At 55.5% G+C, this 19,620-nt stretch carries 19 protein-coding genes and 1 pseudogene; 11 read left to right on the top strand and 9 right to left on the bottom strand.

Annotation, left to right across the window (positions count from 1 at the left end; translation table 11 throughout):
- Window positions 1–583: 583 nt before the first annotated feature.
- Entirely contained in the window at window positions 584–1,213 is a 630-nt protein-coding gene (locus GC090_RS10795) for a DapH/DapD/GlmU-related protein (protein ID WP_324019723.1), read from the top strand.
- Between the two features lie 49 nt (window positions 1,214–1,262).
- Here GC090_RS10795 and GC090_RS10790 read toward each other — a convergent pair whose 3' ends face one another.
- Window positions 1,263–2,729: a catalase gene (locus tag GC090_RS10790; protein ID WP_324019721.1), complete on the bottom strand. Its 1,467-nt coding sequence runs from the start codon at window positions 2,727–2,729 to the stop codon at window positions 1,263–1,265.
- 379 nt (window positions 2,730–3,108) lie between these two features.
- On the opposite strand from GC090_RS10790, the pseudogene GC090_RS23260 reads away from it, so the two are divergent.
- The 3 genes and pseudogenes from GC090_RS23260 (at window position 3,109) to GC090_RS10780 (ending at window position 4,285) form a co-directional block, all read left to right on the top strand.
- Window positions 3,109–3,543, top strand: a pseudogene (locus GC090_RS23260) (STM2901 family protein).
- A gap of 4 nt (window positions 3,544–3,547) precedes the next feature.
- Window positions 3,548–3,871 carry a DUF1493 family protein gene (locus GC090_RS10785; RefSeq protein ID WP_263758014.1) on the top strand — a complete coding sequence of 108 codons (324 nt, stop codon included), beginning with the start codon at window positions 3,548–3,550 and terminating at the stop codon, window positions 3,869–3,871.
- A 15-nt stretch (window positions 3,872–3,886) separates the two neighbouring features.
- Window positions 3,887–4,285 (top strand): N-acetyltransferase, encoded by a 399-nt coding sequence (locus GC090_RS10780; RefSeq protein WP_324019717.1) that lies wholly within the window; start codon window positions 3,887–3,889, stop codon window positions 4,283–4,285.
- A gap of 81 nt (window positions 4,286–4,366) precedes the next feature.
- Here the strand turns inward: GC090_RS10780 and GC090_RS10775 are convergent, their stop codons facing one another.
- The 6 genes from GC090_RS10775 to GC090_RS10750 all read right to left on the bottom strand — a co-directional run bounded on the left by GC090_RS10775 (window position 4,367) and on the right by GC090_RS10750 (window position 10,432).
- Window positions 4,367–5,398 (bottom strand): NADPH-dependent curcumin/dihydrocurcumin reductase, encoded by a 1,032-nt coding sequence (locus GC090_RS10775; protein WP_033741384.1) that lies wholly within the window; start codon window positions 5,396–5,398, stop codon window positions 4,367–4,369.
- A 359-nt stretch (window positions 5,399–5,757) separates the two neighbouring features.
- Window positions 5,758–6,879, bottom strand: coding sequence for an NAD(P)/FAD-dependent oxidoreductase (locus GC090_RS10770; protein ID WP_375124032.1), 1,122 nt, complete (start codon window positions 6,877–6,879; stop codon window positions 5,758–5,760).
- A 28-nt stretch (window positions 6,880–6,907) separates the two neighbouring features.
- Window positions 6,908–7,981: a Gfo/Idh/MocA family protein gene (locus GC090_RS10765; RefSeq protein WP_205955287.1), complete on the bottom strand. Its 1,074-nt coding sequence runs from the start codon at window positions 7,979–7,981 to the stop codon at window positions 6,908–6,910.
- Window positions 7,981–8,727, bottom strand: coding sequence for an amino acid ABC transporter ATP-binding protein (locus GC090_RS10760; RefSeq protein ID WP_039340407.1), 747 nt, complete (start codon window positions 8,725–8,727; stop codon window positions 7,981–7,983). Before GC090_RS10760 ends, GC090_RS10765 begins: the two co-directional genes overlap by 1 nt.
- A 1-nt stretch (window position 8,728) precedes the next feature.
- Window positions 8,729–9,535 carry an amino acid ABC transporter permease gene (locus GC090_RS10755; RefSeq protein WP_058708169.1) on the bottom strand — a complete coding sequence of 269 codons (807 nt, stop codon included), beginning with the start codon at window positions 9,533–9,535 and terminating at the stop codon, window positions 8,729–8,731.
- Window positions 9,536–9,610: 75 nt separating this feature from the next.
- The gene (locus GC090_RS10750; protein WP_324019711.1) at window positions 9,611–10,432 is read right to left on the bottom strand and encodes an ABC transporter substrate-binding protein; all 822 of its coding nucleotides are present in this window, start codon (window positions 10,430–10,432) and stop codon (window positions 9,611–9,613) included.
- Between the two features lie 194 nt (window positions 10,433–10,626).
- On the opposite strand from GC090_RS10750, the gene GC090_RS10745 reads away from it, so the two are divergent.
- From GC090_RS10745 to GC090_RS10735, 3 genes are all read left to right on the top strand, one after another.
- Complete coding sequence (locus tag GC090_RS10745) at window positions 10,627–11,736, top strand: LacI family DNA-binding transcriptional regulator (protein WP_050504965.1); 1,110 nt, start codon at window positions 10,627–10,629, stop codon at window positions 11,734–11,736.
- Between the two features lie 294 nt (window positions 11,737–12,030).
- Complete coding sequence (locus tag GC090_RS10740; protein ID WP_324019708.1) at window positions 12,031–13,353, top strand: methyl-accepting chemotaxis protein; 1,323 nt, start codon at window positions 12,031–12,033, stop codon at window positions 13,351–13,353.
- 116 nt (window positions 13,354–13,469) lie between these two features.
- Window positions 13,470–15,266: a sensor domain-containing diguanylate cyclase gene (locus tag GC090_RS10735; protein WP_324019706.1), complete on the top strand. Its 1,797-nt coding sequence runs from the start codon at window positions 13,470–13,472 to the stop codon at window positions 15,264–15,266.
- A 76-nt stretch (window positions 15,267–15,342) separates the two neighbouring features.
- Here GC090_RS10735 and iraP read toward each other — a convergent pair whose 3' ends face one another.
- A complete protein-coding gene (gene iraP, locus GC090_RS10730; protein ID WP_033741400.1) occupies window positions 15,343–15,687 on the bottom strand; it encodes an anti-adapter protein IraP in 345 nt (114 codons plus the stop codon).
- 167 nt (window positions 15,688–15,854) lie between these two features.
- Entirely contained in the window at window positions 15,855–16,349 is a 495-nt protein-coding gene (locus tag GC090_RS10725) for a MarR family winged helix-turn-helix transcriptional regulator (protein WP_033741402.1), read from the bottom strand.
- A gap of 250 nt (window positions 16,350–16,599) precedes the next feature.
- Between GC090_RS10725 and GC090_RS10720 the strand changes: the two genes are divergently transcribed.
- The 4 genes from GC090_RS10720 to GC090_RS10705 all read left to right on the top strand — a co-directional run bounded on the left by GC090_RS10720 (window position 16,600) and on the right by GC090_RS10705 (window position 19,343).
- Window positions 16,600–18,144 carry a methyl-accepting chemotaxis protein gene (locus GC090_RS10720; RefSeq protein ID WP_324019704.1) on the top strand — a complete coding sequence of 515 codons (1,545 nt, stop codon included), beginning with the start codon at window positions 16,600–16,602 and terminating at the stop codon, window positions 18,142–18,144.
- A 263-nt stretch (window positions 18,145–18,407) separates the two neighbouring features.
- On the top strand, window positions 18,408–18,692 hold the full coding sequence (locus GC090_RS10715; RefSeq protein ID WP_134814917.1) for a hypothetical protein: 285 nt from the start codon (window positions 18,408–18,410) through the stop codon (window positions 18,690–18,692).
- A 24-nt stretch (window positions 18,693–18,716) separates the two neighbouring features.
- Window positions 18,717–18,917: a hypothetical protein gene (locus tag GC090_RS10710; protein ID WP_033741409.1), complete on the top strand. Its 201-nt coding sequence runs from the start codon at window positions 18,717–18,719 to the stop codon at window positions 18,915–18,917.
- Window positions 18,918–19,067: 150 nt separating this feature from the next.
- On the top strand, window positions 19,068–19,343 hold the full coding sequence (locus tag GC090_RS10705) for a hypothetical protein (RefSeq protein WP_133745223.1): 276 nt from the start codon (window positions 19,068–19,070) through the stop codon (window positions 19,341–19,343).
- Window positions 19,344–19,620: the final 277 nt, after the last annotated feature.

Genomic DNA, 19,620 nt, shown 5'->3' with positions numbered 1-19,620 from the left:
TCCTTTTTTCTTTTGTTCGTCCTGCGGCGGGTAACCGGAGGACAAACGAGGTGCTCAGCACTCTCCACAGGTTGAGTGTAAAGAGTGACAGCGAAGACTTCAAGTTTGGCCAAAATACTGTATATTTATACATGTGCTGAGCGTCGGGCATCGCACCGTGGTTAACTGATTGCTTCCAGGGGAGCACGGTTATGTAAATCCCGGCAGGTCCCAGGTGGTGCTGGCCTGTGGCTTAAACCATGAGTGCCGCTCAGCCCTCTCCACAACGTTGTGCTCAGGCAGTCGGCGGGTAATGTCAGAGTCCTGGCTGCTGAACAGCGCGCTCCCTAAGCAGGAGAAGGAAAGTGATGGAACTGACTAAGCTGATTCTGGAGATTATCCGGGTCATCTTGCAGATCATCGTTGCCCTTTTGCAACTGACCGGTCATGCAAAATAACCGGAACTTTGACCAAGGCGGAGCTAACCACTCCGCCTTTTTCGTTGTCAATTGTCTGTCATGTTATCCGGCTACAGTGGCGCGGCAGTCAGGCGCCTTACGGGCATCACTTATCCAGACCTCAGACCAGAGCCGGGAGCGTTTCCATGTCACTTGCCGCGGTAAAACCCGCCAAACTTCAGCAAACCGAAATCGATGCCAGCGTACGCATGCGTGAAACGCAGATTGGCGCGCAGTGTGAAATTCTGGCTCACAGCTATCTGGAATACAGCACCCTGGGCGATTTCTCCTATGTAGGTGAACATTGTTGCATTGCCGACAGTGAGATTGGCCGTTTCACCGCGATCGCTAATCAGGTCCGGATTGGCGCGCCGAATCACCCGATGAATCGCGCGTCACAACACCGCTTTACCTATTGTCCGGAGTATTACGACGCGACCGCCACGCGCGACCACGGTTTTTTCACCGCCCGGCGAGAAGACAGAGTGATCGTTGGCAATGACGTCTGGATCGGTCATGGCGTGATCGTATTGCCTGGCGTCACGGTGGGCGACGGGGCGGTGCTGGCGGCGGGCGCGGTGGTGACGAAAGACGTTGCAGCCTATACCGTGGTCGGTGGCGTGCCCGCCAAACCGATTCGGGTTCGCTTCCATCCGGCGATTGCCACGCGCTTACAACACATCGCCTGGTGGAACTGGCCACGGGAAAAGATCATGGCAAACCTTGCCGATTTTCAGTCAGAGGATATTGAGCAGTTTTGTGCAAAGCATGGCTGAATGCGACGGGGATAAAACGGTGGCGGATGCCACCGTTTGGCAGGGCGGTTTAGCGTTTAGCCCGCGCGTCCAGTACGGCTGTGGCGATGCGGTCGCCAATGGTTTTGTCGATATTGCGCCAGTACGCAAAAGCCCGCGACAGCACTGGCTCTTCCACGCCGTTTAACAGATGACCCGTAACGTTGTTGACCAGCCGGTCACGCGCGGCGTCATCCATCACCTTATTGATCAACGTATTCGCCTGGCCTACGTCGTCGTCGTCACGGCGCAGAGAATAGGGTGCCCGTACCATATCGCCGCTGGCAGACCAGACCGAGTCGGTTGGATAACGTTCACCATCGGCAACCGGGCCGCCTTTGCTGTTGGGCGCATAAACCGGGTCGGATACCGGGTTAATGCGCATCGCACCGTCTTTGCTGTAGCTGTTGACCGGCGACTGCGGGGCGTTAACCGGAATCTGCTTGTAATTTACCCCGAGTCGGGCGCGGTGGGCATCCGCATAGGCAAACACGCGCCCGAGCAGCATCTTATCCGGGCTCAGACCAATACCGGGCACCAGATTGTTAGGCTCAAAGGCAGCCTGTTCAATCTGCGCATGGTTGTCGGTAGGATTGCGGTTCAGCGTAAGTTTTCCAACCTTGATCAACGGGTAATCGCTGTGCGGCCAGACCTTGGTGAGATCGAACGGGTTGTAGCGGTATTCATCTGCCTCCGTAAAGGGCATGATCTGCATATAGAGCGTCCAGCTCGGAAAGTGGCCGTTTTTAATGGACATGAACAGATCGCGCGTATGGTAATCGCCGTCCTCACCTGCCAGCTTATCGGCTTCCTGCTGCGTCAGGTTTTCAATGCCCTGATCGGTATGGAAGTGGTATTTCACCCAGAACTTCTCGCCCTGTGCGTTTACCCACATATAGGTGTGACTGGAGTAGCCGTTCATATGACGCCAGCTTTTGGGAATACCGCGATCGCCCATCAGCCACGTGACCTGGTGCGACGATTCCGGTGACAGCGTCCAGAAATCCCACTGCATATCGTTGTCACGCAGATTGTTGTCCGCACGGCGTTTTTGCGAGCGAATAAAATGCTGAAACTTCATCGGGTCGCGAATAAAAAACACCGGCGTATTGTTGCCCACCAGGTCGTAATTGCCTTCGCGGGTATAAAACTTGATGGAAAAACCGCGTGGATCGCGCCAGGTATCCGGGCTGCCGCGCTCACCGGCTACGGTTGAGAAGCGCATCAGCACATCCGTTTTCGTGCCGGGCTGAAAAACGTTGGCTTTGGTGTAGCGACTGACATCTTCAGTCACCTCAAAAAAGCCAAAGGCACCGCTCCCTTTTGCATGTGGCTGCCGTTCAGGAATACGTTCACGGTTAAAGTTCGCCATCTGCTCAATCAGATAGTGATCGTGCAGTACCAGCGGGCCGTCCGGTCCTACCGACAACGAGTGCTCATCGCTGGCAACCGGAATGCCTGCGTCGGTGGTGGTGGGTTTACGCGCATCGTGACTCATTCAATTAGTCTCCATGTTTATACGGGTATTGCATGGAGTAAGCGTAGCGTAAAACTGAGAAGCGCAACGGTGAATCGTTCACCTCGTTCGCTGTTTATCACACGGCCTGTTTATGTTTACATCTCTATGTTGTCTTTTATTCGACCCATAGCAGATAGCCAGTGAGGATGGCTGCCAACATGTTTTGGCACCGTTGTCATCGTCATAGCCGGGCCCCGTTGGGAATGCGCTGCCCGGACAGGATTAACGCAATCTCGTATGCCCCAAAGCAATAAAATTTTTAGGGTTTTCTTAAAATAAACGTAGTTCACTTCTGGTGAAAACCGCGTCGGCGAGGCGATGCTGAAATAACAGTATTTAAAAATGGATCGACGGGAACATGGACACGATCGAAAAGCTGGACGGGAAGTATTATTTTAACGGTATGGGCGTCGATAAAGAGGAACTGCTGATGTGGCTTATCCTTGACGAGTTGACTAAAACTTTGGGGGCATCACGGATATTCTTGCCGTCGCCTCTATGCTGGCCAGCCTGCCCTTTATTCCCGTCTCAGGAAAGCTGAATGGCTATAACCCGGCACCCGTCCACTCTCAATGATGATGAACACATTAATGAGAAAACGGTTTGCGAACCGCCGCAGGATGCTGAAACTGAGTAGCATGATGCGGGGAAAAGGGGTCTACACGACAAGCGTAGGGCCTGGGTAGGTCGCAGGGTGCCCTGAAACGGTGCAATGATAACTGCGCATGACATCTGTATCATCACGAATAACGTCATACATCGCTACCGCCTGATAACGGGTGAAAAGGATTAGGCTTATGGATACGGCTGTTCAGGTTCGGAATCTGCTTAAGAAATACTTTTGGGAAATGACGGATGATGTCTCACTCAGTACTGGAAATCAGAGCGTCCTACCCGAGGAGGCAATGGATTTCTTTGAGGAATATGCCGGGAAGTTTGGTGTCGACATGACGCATTTTGTGTTCAGAAAATACTTTCCTAATGAGGGCATCCGTTTCCTGCCCAATGCCATACTGCCAAAGTTCATGCGAACAGATCATCATAAACCCGTCCCTCTTACCGTCGGAATGCTGATTGATTCTGCAGAAGCTGGACGCTGGCTTTTCCCTAATAACTTTTAAGGCAAAAATAACCGTATGAATTTACTACTACGCGAAGCCAGGCTGTCTGATGCGTCGCTCCTGAATAAACTGGGTGTCGAGACCTACACGCATCATTTTGAGCAATACTGGACCCACAGAGCGGAATTGGACGACTTCCTTTTACAGGAGTATTCGTTGCAGGTCATCGAGAGCAGCCTTGCTGACCCGTCCGCTGGCTGGTATGTAGTCGAAACATCGTCACCAATTGGATTTGTTAAAGTTATATGGCGCTCAAGTATGCCGGGAACGGCCTTGCATGGAACGTTTCTTAACAAACTTTACCTTTCAGAAGGCGCAACGGGGAAAAACTACGGTAAATATATTTTTAAGGACGTTTTGGCCGGTACTGGGTCAGACAGCTCGCTGTCGGTCGTGCTCTGCCGCAGGCATTGAAGGCGGCAATAACTGTTTTACCGTCCGGCAGATAAAAAAATGCAACGTCAGTGACGTTGCATTTTTAAGTGACAGGTGGGGTTACGAGGCCACTTTCACGACGGTTTTACCGAAGTTTTTACCGTTAAGCATATCGATAAACGCTTTGGGTGCGTTCTCCAGACCGTCAATCATGTGCTCGCGATAGTGGATCTTCTTACTCTCTACCAGCGGCGTCATGGCTTTCAAAAACTCAGGATAGCGGTGGCCGTAATCCTGGAAAATGATAAAGCCCTGCATGCGAATGCGCCGGGTCAGAATACCGGCCATGATGCGGGAGGTACGGTCAGGGCCTGGCGGCAGCTCTTTTTGGCTGTAGGCAGAAACCAGTCCGCAAACCGGCACCCGCGCCGCCGGGTTCAGCAGCGGGAAGACCGCATCGAACACCTTACCGCCCACGTTTTCAAAATAGATATCAATGCCATCCGGGCAGGCATTTTTGAGCTGCTCTTCAAAGTCCTGGCTGTGGTGATCGATACAGGCATCAAAGCCCAGATTTTCCACCGCATGACGGCATTTTTCTTCACCACCCGCGACACCTACCACGCGACAGCCTTTCATTTTTCCTAACTGGCCCACGGTCGCGCCCACCGGACCGGTTGCCGCCGCGACAACCAGGGTTTCGCCTTCTTTCGGCTGACCGATATCCATTAATCCCATATAGGCCGTAAATCCGGGCATGCCGAGAATTCCCAGCGCCCAGGAGGGATGCGGGAGGTCGCTATTCAGACGGGCAACGTCTTTACCATCAGACACGGCATATTCCTGCCAGCCGCTCTGGCAAAGCACCCAGTCACCCGCTTTAAATTCACTGTTTTTGGATTCGGCGACCTGACAAACCGTGCCGCCAACCATCGGCTTATCCAGCTCTGCCGGTGGCGCGTAAGATTTCCCTTCATCCATACGTCCGCGCATATAAGGGTCGAGTGACAGATAAATCGTACGCAGTAAGATCTCGCCATCTTTGATTTCAGGTGTCGGCTGCGCAACATAACGGAAGTTGTCTTCCGTTGGTTCACCCTTGGGGCGTGAAGCCAAAAGCCAGGCGTGATTTGTTGTCGATTGTTCAGTCATAAAGTCGTCCTTTGCATGGGCAAACCGCTCAGGGTTGCCGGGAATGAATGGCTAAGTGTAGATGACAGAACAAAGCATGCTTAACCGTGCTGGCGGTCAACGGGCAGGGCAAACAGGACTCGCCCGGCGTACCACTACGCACAGCGCGCGCCACGTGGCCCGTTCAGATTGCTCCGAATCCAGCGCGTCGTGACGGTGTCACACGGGGAACAACGTTATACCGGTCGTCACGGAGTCTGAAGGGGGCGGTGACGCTGAAAGCCGCGTCAGGTGGCGGGAGAAAGGGGGCAAAGATGCCCCAGCGCATAACCATGTCGCAGACGGTTCCCGCGCCGTCGGGCGACGGCGCGGGGGCGGGCTTAGTTAAATCGTTCCGGCCGGAAGGTCGCGAGCATGGGATGCCGGACATCGTTGAGGATCTCCTCCGTCAGCAATTCGCCCAGAATCAGTGCCAGCGTCGCGCCCGAATGGGTAAAGGCCACAAAGCAACCGGGGACTTTTTTCAGCTCCCCGACAACCGGTTCACCATCCCCCGGCACGGGTTTCAGGCCAATTTTCCAGCTGTCTGCTTCCAGTGGTGCGCCGTCGCCAAGCAAGTGACCCGCATCCGCCATTAACTGGCGAATAACGGCATGATCGATGCTGTACTGACCATCAGCATGCGCAACGATATCCTCTTCATACCAGTCATGATCGACCGCCAGCGTACGGCCAGGGTTGGGACGTATCGCCGCGCGGGGCGTATTTAATACCACGTTAAGATCGCGTTCCTGTGCGGTAGTGGTAACCAGCATGGACACCGGCGACCCGTTGGGAATGCGCACACCAAGCGGCGCAACGACATCGGGCGTCCAGGGACCACAGGCGACAAGCACCCGATCGGCCATGATGTCGCCCCGTTTCGCGCTGCGAATGCCTGTGGCCCGCCCTCCTGCGGTCAGCACACTGGCTTTGCCTGCCTGTTCAATCACTTCGCCGCCTGCGGCTTTGAAATCCTCAACCAGTTTTGCGGCCAGATGCGGCAGGCTTACCCAGCCCTCACCAGGGTTGGCAATAGCGACGCTGGCCAGCGCGCTGGGGTTAACCTGCGGATCCACCTCATGCACCGTGCGCGGATTAACCAGCCGGGAAGCATAGCCAAGGGCGTTTTCATAATCATGACGCGCTTTGGTGCCCGCCTCGTCATCCGCCGCCCAGAACAGCGCGCCGTCAAAGCGCAGCCAGCTGAGATCGGGATGGCGGGCAAACAGGGTGCGGTAACGGTCAATGCCCGCCATTCTCAGCGCATGGTAAGGCGCGGAACGCTCCCCGGCAGAGTTAAGCCAGGAAAGTGAACGTCCTGATGCGCCAGAGCAGAGTTCGGCTTCGGTGACCAGCGTCACTTTCGCGCCAGCCTGTGCCAGCTGGCATGCCGTGGAAACGCCTAAAATGCCGCCACCCAGTACAACAACGGTTTTGGCCACAGAGTTGTCAGTCATCATGGATTCCTTCTGTCAGAAAATACCCCATTCAGGCAAGGCGTACGCGACTTTGCCGATGGAGTTGCTCAATAAGTTTCAGCACGCCCAGCGCCTCGCTGGCGTCCACTGGCGGCGGGCCGCCGTGTACCAGGGCACGGGCAAGACGGTGATAAAATTCAGGGTAATTGCCGCGCTGCAGCGCCACCGCCTCAGTTTGCTCCACGGTGCCCAGCCGGGCTGCGCGTTCAGGCGGCGTTACGCCGTAGGCGCTGTCAGTCGGGGACATGCCCGCGGCCAGCTGCGGCTCCTGGTTATCCAGGCCCCAGTGCGTAAAAGCTCGCTGGCTGCCCAGCAGATGGAAGCGGGGAGCATTAAGCGCGGCCTGGCCATTCATCCACAGCCGCGAACGCACGCCACAGGTATGCAGTAAAGAAACGAAGCAATCCTCATCGCTGTCGGACTGACTGCCGGAATAGCGTGCCAGCTCGGCGCTGGCCTCCTGCACCGGACCAAACAGCTGTATCGCCTGATCGATCAGGTGGCTGCCCAGATCCAGCAGCAGGCCGCCCCCTTGCGCAAGCGAAACGCTGTCGCGCCAGTTACCAAATCCGTCAGGTCGCCACCACTCAAAGCGCGACTCAAAGCTTCTGACGGTGCCAAATGCCTCGTCCTGCACCAGGCGTTGCAGCGTCAGAAAATCGCCGTCCCAGCGGCGATTGTGAAAGACCGTTAACAGGGTGCCAGCCTCTCGGGCGGCGTCAATCATCGCTTCCGCCGCGCTGACGTCAGGAGCAAAAGGTTTATCCACCACCAGATGGATACCGCGCAGGCTGGCCTGGACAGCCTGCTCACGGTGCTGAGCGGGCGGCGTCGCCAGCACAATAAGATCCACCGCGATGTCGCCGTTGTCGATCAACTGCAGCAGTGACGGCCAGTCCGGCACAATTCGCGCCTGGGGATAATGCGTTTTTGCCGCGGCGACGCGTTGCGCATTACCGGTCACGATCACCTCAAGACGGTAAGCGGCATCGTGTGAAATCAGTGGGGCATGAAAGACCTTGCCGGCAATGCCAAATCCCACCAGCGCCGTGCGGATGGGACCTGTCACCTTATGCTGTGCCATCAGAGCACCTCCGATAAAAAACGTTGTAAACGGGCAGATTGTGGACGTTCAAATAACTGATCGGGTGGCCCTGCTTCGACAATCTCGCCCTCATCCATAAACACCACCTGGTCGGCCACGCGGCGGGCAAATCCCATCTCATGCGTGACCACCACCATCGTCATGCCGCGCTCACAGAGTTCGGCCATCAGCGTCAGCACGCCTTTCACCAGTTCGGGATCGAGCGCCGACGTGGCCTCGTCAAACAGCATCACCTCGGGCTCCATCGCCAGCGCCCGGGCGATCGCGACACGTTGTTGCTGCCCGCCGGAGAGATCGCGCGGACGATGGTCGGCGCGCTGTGCTAAGCCGACCTCAGCCAGACGTTGCCGGGCAATTGTCTCTGCCTCCGTTTTCGAGCGGCCTTTGACTTTCCAGGGAGCCAGCGCGACGTTTTCCAGCGCACTGTGATCGGGGAACAGATTGAAGTGCTGAAAGACCATGCCAATGCGCAACCGCAGCGCATCGGGTTTGTCCTTCAGTACCGAACGCCCGGCCAGCAAGACGTCGCCGCTTTTGGGTTCATGCAGGCGATTGATACCGCGCAGCAGGGTCGATTTTCCCGATCCGGAAGGGCCGATGATGCAAGTAGTGGTGCCGGGCGCGATGGTCAGTGACACATTGCGCAGCACCTCAATCGGGCCGTACGCCAGGGTCAGATTACGCAGCTCCAGGCTTGCGCCGTGAAATGCAGTGGACGTTGCCATCTCAGTGTCCTCGTTCGCTGGTCAGGGAGGCCGTGGGCGTGACGGCGCGTTTTACCGCCACCTCATCAATTTCTTTCAGTCCGCTCTGCGGCGCCGTTGCCCGGCGGCGTCCGGTGCGGTAACGGATGTCAATATGGTTCACCGCATGGGTTAAGGGCACGGTAATCATCAGGTAGAACAGCCCCGCCAGCATCAGCGGTGACAGATTGCCGCTCAGCACCGCGGCATCCTGGCCAACCCGGAACAGTTCGCGCTGGCTGGACATCAGCCCCAGCAGATAAACCAGCGAAGAGTCTTTAATAATCGCGATGAACTGATTCACGATGGCAGGCAAGACGCGGCGGATGCCCTGAGGAATGATCACCAGCCGCATCGCCCGACCATAGCTCATGCCCAGCGCCCGGCAGGCTTCCATCTGGCCTTGCTCAATGCTCTGGATCCCTGAGCGAAAGATTTCGCCCATATAGGCGCTGGCAATCAGACTCAGGGCAAAAATGCCCAGCGGATAAGGTGAGGGGCCAAACAGCTGATAGCTGAAGCGCGCCAGCCCCTGACCAATCAGCAAAATGGTCAGGATAGAGGGCAGGCCGCGAAACAGATCGGTATACAGCCGGGCCGGTACACGCAGCCAGCGCGAAGGCGAAATCCCCATCAGCGCCAGAATCAGGCCGAAAAAGGTGCCCAGCAGCGTGGCGGCCAACGAGATGATCAACGTGTTGACCAGGCCCGTTGCCAGCAGCTGCGGCAGGACGTCCTTCATTGCAGAAAAATCAAAGAAGGTACGGGAAAGAATAGTGATCAGATCCATAGCCGATTCTCTGTTGCGGGTGACGGACAACGCCCGTCACCGAATGTATTCACTCGCACACCGGTTGCGCGGGGACTAATTGTGCTGAGGCAGATACTGTTCAGGCATAGGCGAGCCCGGAAACCACTTCTCATAAAGCTGTTTCCACGTCCCATCCTGCATCGCCGCTTTGATGGCTTTGTCCAGCGCCGCTTTAAAGGCCGGTTTGTTTTTCGCTATCGCCACGCCCGCCGGGGCGTCGAAAGAGGGGATGTTGGCTGCCGTCACCAGTTTGAAGCGGGTGGCATAATCTTTGGCGGCTTCGTAATCAAGGAACATGGCATCAATAGTGCCGTTGTTCAGCGCGGAAACGGCCGCGTTGTTATCGGGAAAGCGCACCAGATCGGTCTGTTTGAAGTTGGCCAGCGCATAGCTTTCCTGCAGCGTGCCCTGAATGACGCCCAGTCGCTTGTGCGCCAGCGTTGCCACGTTTTTCACGCCGGAATCGCTGCGGGTGAGCACCGTCAGGTAACCCGCCAGATAGCCCGTGGAGAAATCAACGGTTTTTTCACGGGCCGGTGTGATTCCGATCGCGGCCACGCCTGCATCATATTGTCCGTTGGCGACGGCGGGCAGGATGGCGGAAAAATCCTGTCCGACAAAATCCACCTTATCAATGCCCATGCGATGGGCGACATTTTTGAAAAATTCGACGTCAAAGCCGGTGAAATTTCCGTCTTTGTCCGTAAAGGTATAGGGTTTCGCGTCGCCCAGGCTGGCGACACGCAGATGGCCCGGTTCAATCAGCCCATAGGGATTGTTGTCGCTGGCTGCCCGTGCACTGACGCTGGTTGAGAGCATTACCGCGAGGCCGAAGACAAAGGCGGTTATTTTGGTTAAACGTTTATGCGATGTCATAAAGCTCTTCCATTTTGCAGGTGAAACGTCGAAGGTCACTGAGCCAGTACTGTCTGATTGAGACCGGTCTCAATGCGGGTCAAAATGAAACCGGTAGTTGTTGTGAGACCGGTCTCAAGTGGATACAATGATATTAAGCACACGCTTTCAGCAGCGTCAATTACGATGTTATCAACTTGTGATTCAAAATAATTATGACCAGCAAAAAACAGCAAGTACGCGGACCCACTGTGGCCGATGTGGCACGTCAGGCGGGCGTGTCAAAAGCCCAGGCGGCCAGAGCATTGGGCGGCTATGGCGCCGTAAGTGAAGAGGTGCAAATCCGCGTCACCCAGGCGGCAGAAACCCTGGGTTACCGGCCCAATGAGCTGGCGCGCAGCATGAATACCGGGCGTTCGAACACGATTGGCGTGATCGTGGGCGATATTGAAAACCCGCATTTCGGCCTTGCGCTGCGTGGCATGGCGGATGTGGCGCGCCAGGCGGGGTTTCATTTGCTGCTCAGCAACAGCGATGAAACCGTGGAAGAGGAACGGGAAGCCGTGCGCGTCATGCTGGACAAGCGCGTTGATGGCATCATCGTGGCCCCCTGCAGCTCGCTGGCGTGTGATAACGACCATCTTAAACAGGTGCTGACGGAAGGCCGCGCGCTGATGACCTTTGACCGTTCCGTCGAAGGGCTGGACGTGGAAACCATTCAGGCTGACTTTCTTAACGTGGCGAGGGATGCGACGCAGCTGTTGCTTAACGCCGGTCATCACCGTATCGCATACCTTTCCAGTATGCGTATTGCCGCGCCTTACACTCACGCGATGAGCTTAGGACCCACGCCGGTGGCGCAGCGGGTGAAAGGGATGATTGATGCCCACCACGATGCCGGTATGGCACTCGACCCGAATCTGGTGCGCCTGAATGCCCTTAACGAAGCGTGCATCGAACAGATTCTGACGGAGCTTCTCTCGCTTCCCGAACCGCCCAGTGCGCTGATTGCGTCCGACAATTTGATTGCAATGGGAATTCTACGTGGACTGGCCAGACGTGGGTTGCGTGTGCCCGAGGATATTTCGTTTGTTATGTACGATGATTTTCCCTGGACCGAACTGATGACGCCCGCGCTTACGGTCGTGGCCCAGCCGGTTTATGAGATGGGCCGCGAAGCCGCACGCCGGTTAATCTGCCATATCCGGCAGCAGCCCGCCGGCGCGTTACCGGCATTCGACAGCTGGATGGTGGTGCGGGGATCGGTCGGGCCAGTGCGGGCAGGAGGAAAGCCGGTTCCAGCCGCCTGGGCGCTGAGCAAATAGGGGATTGTTCTTACAGCGGTCTTACTGCCGTGTCCCGTCATTATCCTCAGACGAGCAGGCCCGAGCGGTCAGTCAGGCTGCCGAGGTTGCCTGCATGACGCAGTTTGCGCAGCAGCATGCCTTTTGCAGCGGAGTCGTTTACGCATCCTGTTGAAGGTCATACAAAAAATTTATTTTTTATTAGTGAATTAATTTCACCCGGTAATAATCAACGGAAACTATCACAACAATACATAATGCCAGGGTCTTAACAGCCGATAACCAGATTAGTCAACTCAGATTACGGTCGTGGTTATGCGCTTTAATGTATTAAAAAATGTCTTTTCCTTTCTTAACGATCTTCGCAGCGGGCGTAGATCGGCGCCGTTCAGGGCGCTTAACAGCGCGATGCCGGTTATTGAATTCAGTCCTGACGGAACGATTCAGAAAGCCAGCCCGCTTTTCCTGACCGCAATGGGCTACGAGGCGCACGAAATAATTGGGCAACATCACAGCATGTTCTGCCCGTCTTCCCTGACGGATTCACCTGAATACCGCCATTTCTGGCAGCGCCTTGCCGCCGGTGACGTTCGCAGTGGTAAACATCTGCGGCTGGCTAAAGGAAACCGTCCTGTCTGGCTGGAAGCCAGTTATATCCCGGTCAGGAACCGCCGTGGCAGGGTGTGCAAAATCATTAAGATAGCGGCGGACATCTCAGAACGCATAGAGGCAGGGCTGGAACAGGAATCTGTGATCAACGCCATCAACCGGTCAATGGCTGTGATTGAGTTCAGTCCTGACGGTCGTGTCCTGGATGCTAATGACAATTTCCTGAAAACGACCGGTTACAAACGTGAGCAGGTTGTGGGTCAACATCATCGGATGTTCTGTTCAGAACAGCTTTCTGCAAGCGACGCGTACCGGCAGTTCTGGAAAAGGCTTAATCAGGGCGAATTTTTTTCGGGGCAGTTTCCCAGACTCAATCATCACGGGAAGCCACTCTGGCTGCGCGCGACATATAATCCTGTTTTTAACAGCAATGGCGAATTATATAAAATCGTCAAGTTTGCCACGGATGTGACCGAACAGGTTTTGAATAACCAAAAAGAGCACGATGCCGCCGTACAGGCCTGGGAAATGGCTGTACAGACGCTGGGAAATGCGCAGAATGGGGCGAATGTAATTGAGAGTAGTATTGAAGTTGTGGACCGGATCGCGCAGGACATGAACGCGATCTCCGCTGACATCGCGCGCCTCAACAGCCAGTCAGGAAGCATTGACGGCATGGTAGAGACCATCAGACGGTTTGCGACACAAACACGGCTTATTGCCCTTAACGCCGCGATTGAAGCTGCCAGAGCAGGGGCGTCCGGCAGGAGCTTTGCGGTTGTGGCCGCCGAAGTGCGCGCGCTGGCGGCAAGCGTCAGCGGGGCCACAGAAGAAATAGAACAGGTGGTATCAAATAATAATCAGCTGGCCCGGGAAGTGCTGAAAGGTATGGAACTCAACCAGAAAAATACGGAGCAGGGCGTCATACTGATGCGCGAGGCCGGCGAGGTCATCGCCATCATTAAGAAAAACTCGGAACGCGTGGAAGGGGCGGTCAGGGAGTTTACGCATACGGTTGAAACTGAGTAACGAATCCGCTTTAGCCGTTTTATCATTCAGCATTATCCTGCTTTCTGAGCACAGGGATGTCCTTCAGTGCAGCGCCTTGCTTTTTTAACTTTTGCCTTTCAGGGAAAGGATACGCCATGTTGATAAACATTCGTCACGGAGCGCAGTCTTCGCCACGCTCCGCAGACATTCTGCGATTGCCCGATCAGGAGCGTGATGAGGTACTCAACCACTTCGCCGCCCTGACCAGCACGTTGCTGGGCATACCGACCAGCTTTATATCCGTTCTTGATGAGCAGCATCAGACGTTTCGCGCAAAGTACAACACGACGCTGTGCCAGACTGATCGCAAGGATGCATTCTGCCGCTTCGTCGTGGAGAGCGCGATTCCGGTCATTGTGCCGGATACCTTGCTGGACGCACGTTTCGCCACGAATCCGCTTGTCACGGGGGAGCCTTACCTCCGCTTCTACGCGGGCGTGCCGTTGATCAACGCGCAAGGAAAGGTTATGGGGACGCTATGCGTCACAGACAGTCAGCCACACGCCTTTCCGGCTGAAAAGGTCAGGTTGCTCAGCCGACTTGCCGCGATGGTGACGGTCTTTCTGAAGGCCTGGCAGGTCGCGGGATTAACGGATGCGGTAACAGGCTTGCCTAACCGTCAGCAACTCATCCGCCATCTGGATCAACTGTCTGAGGCGGGGCATTCCGACGTCCTCAGGCTCACCGTTATCGACTGCATTGATATGCCCCGAGCCTATGAACTGGCCCGGGCACTGGGCATGCCGCCAGTGGAAGCGCTCCTGCGGGACAGCGGGCGTCTGTTGCAAAACAAGCTGGCGCTGGGGCCTGAAAAAATTTTTTACACGGTAGCCACTGGGCGCTTTGCCTTCCTGTCCCGCTCAGATGAGCCGTTTTCGGCGGATGCTGTTCTTGAAGCAATGCGCGACGTGCGGCCTCTCGCGCCCGAAGGTCTTGCTATGGACCTGACATTGTACGCGGGCGATGTCTGCTTTACGCCAGCGGCGCTACCGGCCCAGGAAGCCCTGCGGCGCGCGGTCAGCGCACTTCACGAAGCCATCAGCATCAATGGTGGCGCTCGTTCGTTTAGTGAGGTGAGTGACAGCAGGCGCAATGGCGATTTCATGTTGATGAACGATCTGTCGGCAGCCCTTAAAACCGGTACAGGCGGGCTGTATCTGGTTTATCAGCCCCGGCTTTCCTTATCTGATGTACAACCGACGGGGTTTGAGGCGCTGATACGCTGGTGTCATCCCGAGCGGGGCGAGCTTTCGCCCGCCGAATTTCTGCCCGCAGCGCAGTTAACCAGCCTGATGAGCGATATCACTGACTGGGTGATCACGGAGGTGATCCGTCAGCTGCGCGTCTGGTTATCCGAGGGCATCAGTCTGCCGGTATCCGTTAACGTCAGTGTCAGCGACCTTGCACGAAGTGGCTTTATTGACCACCTTGACGCGAAGATGGCGCAGGCCCAACTGCCACCCGCTCTGCTGGAGTTCGAATGTCTTGAAACGGAGCTGGCCACGGAAAATCCTGCCGCCCTGGCAATGATGGCGCAGTTAAGACAACGAGGATATCGTCTTTCGCTGGACGATTTTGGTGCCGGTTACAGTAATATTGGTTATCTGCGCAGGATGCCGGTGGACGTTATCAAGCTTGACAGGGCGCTGATAGCCGATTTGACCTCGAATGAAGCAAGCCGCATTATCGCATCGAGCGTGATAGGTATGCTGAAATCTCTGAACTATGTTGTTGTGGCTGAAGGCGTTGAAATACCAGAGGCTCTGGATATGCTCGCTTCATGGGGATGCGATCAGGCACAGGGTTTTTACATTTCTCATCCCTTGCTTCCGCAGGCACTAAAAAGCTGGCTCTCCACCTTTAAATACGGTCAGCTGGGCCACGCAACGTAAATAACGTCCGGTTGCTGGCCCGTTGGATAAAGGATGACGGGCGGTAAGGTGTGGCCTGGCGCTTAACCAAGCCGGCTTATTCCACAGAGGGGGATAATCCTTTAAGTTTAGTCATTCCTTCATGATTAATTTCGTCATCCGCGCCATCGACAGCCCTCGAAATGGTGAGCAGGCTCTGAAATTCACTGAGCAGGAGCGCGGCGTCAGACTTCAGCAGATCATCGCATTCAGCAGAGTCGATGACGGTGTTAATGGCTTTGTTAGCACTTTCAATCATTTCAGTCACGCCGCCTTCTTTACTCACCGCCAGCACAAGTGCGCTGATGAGCAGAGACTGCGCCTCAACACGGGCTGTTAACTGCTTCATCCCTGCGTCGATATGCGATATTTTAGCCAGCATGCTAAGTACAACGTTTTTCATTATCGTCCCTCTTAAACTTTCAAACGGAATCGGTCAGCAAGTTGCTCTCAAATTAAAACCGGTCTGTCCGGTTGGCCATAATCAGTGCCATTGTGCTTCTGTGGATAAGATGGGGCACTCTGCCGCCAGCCCCAGCCTGTCATCCCGTCTGAGATAATGACAAAACATCAGGCGTCAGGGTTCCGCTGTTCCGGCAATGCCTGGATAATTTTTTCCTGAACCTGTCTTATCCCGTCGCGCAGGCTGGCCAGGGTTTCAAACGGGATGCCCATTTCACAAATCATCGCTGCAGGTACGCCTGTGGCCCGCCTTTCAAGTTCACGGCCTGCTTCAGTCAGGCGAATAATCACTCTGCGTTCATCATGACCGGTATCGCGCAGGCGACTGATAAAGCCTGCCTGCTCAAGTCGCTTGAGGAGATGGCTGAGCGTGCCGGAGTCCAGTTGCACGCGCTGACCTACCTCAGAGACCGTGATGCCATCCTTTTCCCACAAGACCAGCAGCGCCAGATACTGTGGATAGGTCAGCCCCAGCGGTTTCAGGTGAGGCTGATAAAGCTTTGTCATAGCCAGCGAGGCCGAGTAAAGCGCAAAGCAGAGAAACTCCTCCAGACACTGAGGTTGGGTGTCTTTACTCGCGCTGGCGTCATTAATCTCTTTCATGCCGGGGCTCCAGATAAGGGGGAAGCCGGCAAGCGTTCTGTGAATCGTGTGATGCGACAGACGTCAGGAAGCCGGAAACACAAGATATCACGGACACGTCATGGATGCTTTAAACCGCGGCCAAACTGAACGTGACCGCAATCATATCGACGTCAATTAAGTTGTGTTCAATTTATTTTGTAAAGTCTGTGCAGTTGACGCGTCTGCGGCCGATAGAACCTGACAGTGACATAACATTCGGGAAAATATAATGAAGGTTTCGACGCGTCTTGCTACAGGCTTTGGTTTACTTGTTCTGCTTTTAATTATCTGTACGGGCACTGCGTTACATGCGCTGACCGATGCACAGCGCGGCATGAATGACGCGATAAACAACAAAATGAAACGGTTTGCGATCGTTCTGGATATGCGTGGTGATATCCGTGATATGGCCATCGCCGCACGCAATCTGGCGTTACTGACGGATGAGAAGGAATCCAGGCCCGAATGGGACCGTATGACGACACAGCGGGAAAAATATATCCACGAGCGGGAGCAACTGGTTGAAAGCATGACACACAGCGTCAGTGCACAGGGTAAAACCGTGCTGGATGAAATACTGGCAGCTGAAGATGACGCCATGCAAACCCTGATGACCGCGGCCAAAATGGGGCTGGAAAACCGTCAGCAGGACGCGACTGTCTACCTGATGAAGACTGCGCGACCGGCTCAGCAAAAGCTTCTGAAACTGCTCAACCAACTGACAGAGATTCAGAAGGCGCAGACCGTTCTTACGGTTGGCGAGACCAGCGAGACCGTTTCCCGCACAAGAGCAATGCTGATCGTGCTGACCCTGCTGTCAGTGCTGACTGCCGTAGCGGGCTGCATGATTGTCAGCCGCAGCCTGATGCGCCAGCTGGGTGGCGAACCGGCTCAGGCTCAGGCGCTCGCCGCCGCCATCGCCGCCGGAGACCTGACGGGACCGGTCGTGCTGCGCCGCAATGACACAACCAGCCTGCTGGCCTCACTGGATGGGATGCAGGCGAACCTGCGTGGTCTGGTGTCAAAAATTAAGGATTCGTCCGCCTCCGTTGCGCTGGCCGCCGATGAGATTTCACAAGGCAATACGGAACTGTCATCCCGCACCGAGCAACAGGCCGCGGCGCTGCAGGAAACCGCGGCCAGCATGGAGCAGCTTTCCGCCACTGTGAAAAGTAACGCGGCGGGTGCCCGGCAGACAGCCGAGTCCGCCCGTGAGACCGCGCAGCTGGCCCGCAGCGGCGAAACGGATGTGAAGCGTATGTCAGACACGATGCACGACATTTCCATCAGCGCCACCAAAGTGCGTGACATCACCTCCGTCATTGAGAGCATCGCGTTCCAGACCAACATCCTTGCCCTGAACGCCGCTGTCGAAGCGGCGCGGGCAGGCGAGGACGGACGCGGGTTCGCCGTGGTGGCGGGCGAAGTCAGAACGCTCGCACAGCGCAGCGCCACGGCCGCAAAAGACATTAAAACGCTGATCGAGCAGGCCGTTACGCAGGTGGAGAGCGGCGTCACGGTGGCCTCCTCAACCGGTCAAAGCATCCTGAAAATCGTCGGCATGGTCGGCGAACTGGCTGAATCCATGGACGAGCTTTCCCTGGCATCATCTGAACAGATGCAGGGCATCTCGCAGGTAAGTATCGCCGTCAGCCAGATGGACGGTGTGACGCAAAACAACGCGGCGCTGGTGGAGGAATCCTCCTCCGCCTCACAGTCGCTTTCTGAGCAGGCGCATGCCCTGCGCACGATGGTAGAAACCTTTAAGGTATGACACCCGGTAAATCAGACGCCGCGTAACGGCTCAGATGTATCCCTCTGAATGACGGCGTGGGAGGTCAGGGAGAATCAGCGGAGGTGGGGAATAACCCATTCACTTCCGCTTTCGCCAGCAAACTGCGTCATATGGGCCGGGCGTTAAGCCCGGCCCATCCCAGTGCTGTGTTAACGAGCGGCGCCGGGCAGAGGGGCTGCCTGCGGTCAGGATGTGCGACTGCGAGGGTGAACAATATTTTATGCTGTATGACAGGCCATAACGTGATTGGGCAGCTTCCCGTCAATCACGACTTCAACGTTTCTTATTATCTGCTTCATCTGAACCCCGCCTCAGAGCCTGTTCAGGCGCGACAGATCGCCTTCTCCATGGGGACGTTTTGCTTGCCGCTGGGTTCGGTTGCGGTGATGAATACGCTGCCGGCGGGAAGGGGCCGGACGGCCATCGAAAACGGAAATCATCCTGTTAACCGGGCCGTTTTTTGCGTCCTGCAGGAAGCGGTCCAGCAGGCGCTGCCGGGCCGCTTCGGTCAGGATGCTATACTGTAAGAACGTTTGCTTTACGGAGGCTTCATGGGGTCCAGAGAAGATACCGAAGAAAAAGCGCTTGAACTGGCGGGTAAAGTTATCTCGCAGTTGCTTAGCGAAAAAGCCAGTGTAAAGAAAGAAGAGATTATCTGCGCGCTACACCGCCTGGGGCAGGAAACCGGAGACTGGCGGGTGCGGGCAGGCTGTGAGAAGGCCGTGCTGATGATGAAACGCAGAGTTCACTGACCTCTGCGACACGCTCTGCCACGTGTATCAGCCGATGCTGTCAGGAAGTTAGTGGCCGTTTCCCGCCCATAACTGGAGATGTCTTTCTCCGAAAAAATTGCTGTCTTCACTGGCTGCACCGCTTAAAAGTCTGCGGGTCTGGCGCAAAGCGTGATCGATAAGCTGACGCCGGGCATCATCAGTTTCCGTTTCGAGCATCCTGTTCAGCTGCACGCGCAGCGCCTCAGAACTTATGTCTGCATCATCTTCAAGCAGCGTCAGCAGGGCTTCGCCGATAACAATGTTTACCTTTTCTTCTTCACTCCTGAACATATCAACCTTCTTGTTGCTGGCAGTAAAAGTCCGTTGCGGCGGACAAGCGGTATTGCGCTAAAGCATCATTTTTGTATGTTTTTCGAGTGTAGTCCCGGCCACCCGAAACTGTAAAATCAGAACATGCCTTGTCCGCCCGGGAGCCAGCATCGTTAATAAGCATACGCTGCGTCAGGTCCCGCAGGCTGACTCCTGCAAGCGCTGTCTCGTAAAGAAGAAGACAAGCAGCAAACCTGTTCGGGATGGTGGTAAGAATCTTCTTAAAAGACCGGGTGTGGAAACTGTACACGACCCAATCATGGTGTACAAATTTTATTTTGTTAACGCTGTTTTAAATAGATAAAAAATCTGTAGAAAGCGAAGCGGTGAATCTAAAACCCTTTATTCTTCC

Origin of the sequence: Pantoea sp. JZ29 (genome assembly GCF_035190385.1) — a bacterium.
Lineage (GTDB): Bacteria > Pseudomonadota > Gammaproteobacteria > Enterobacterales > Enterobacteriaceae > Pantoea > Pantoea stewartii.
This window is presented reverse-complemented; position numbering and strand designations above follow the sequence as displayed.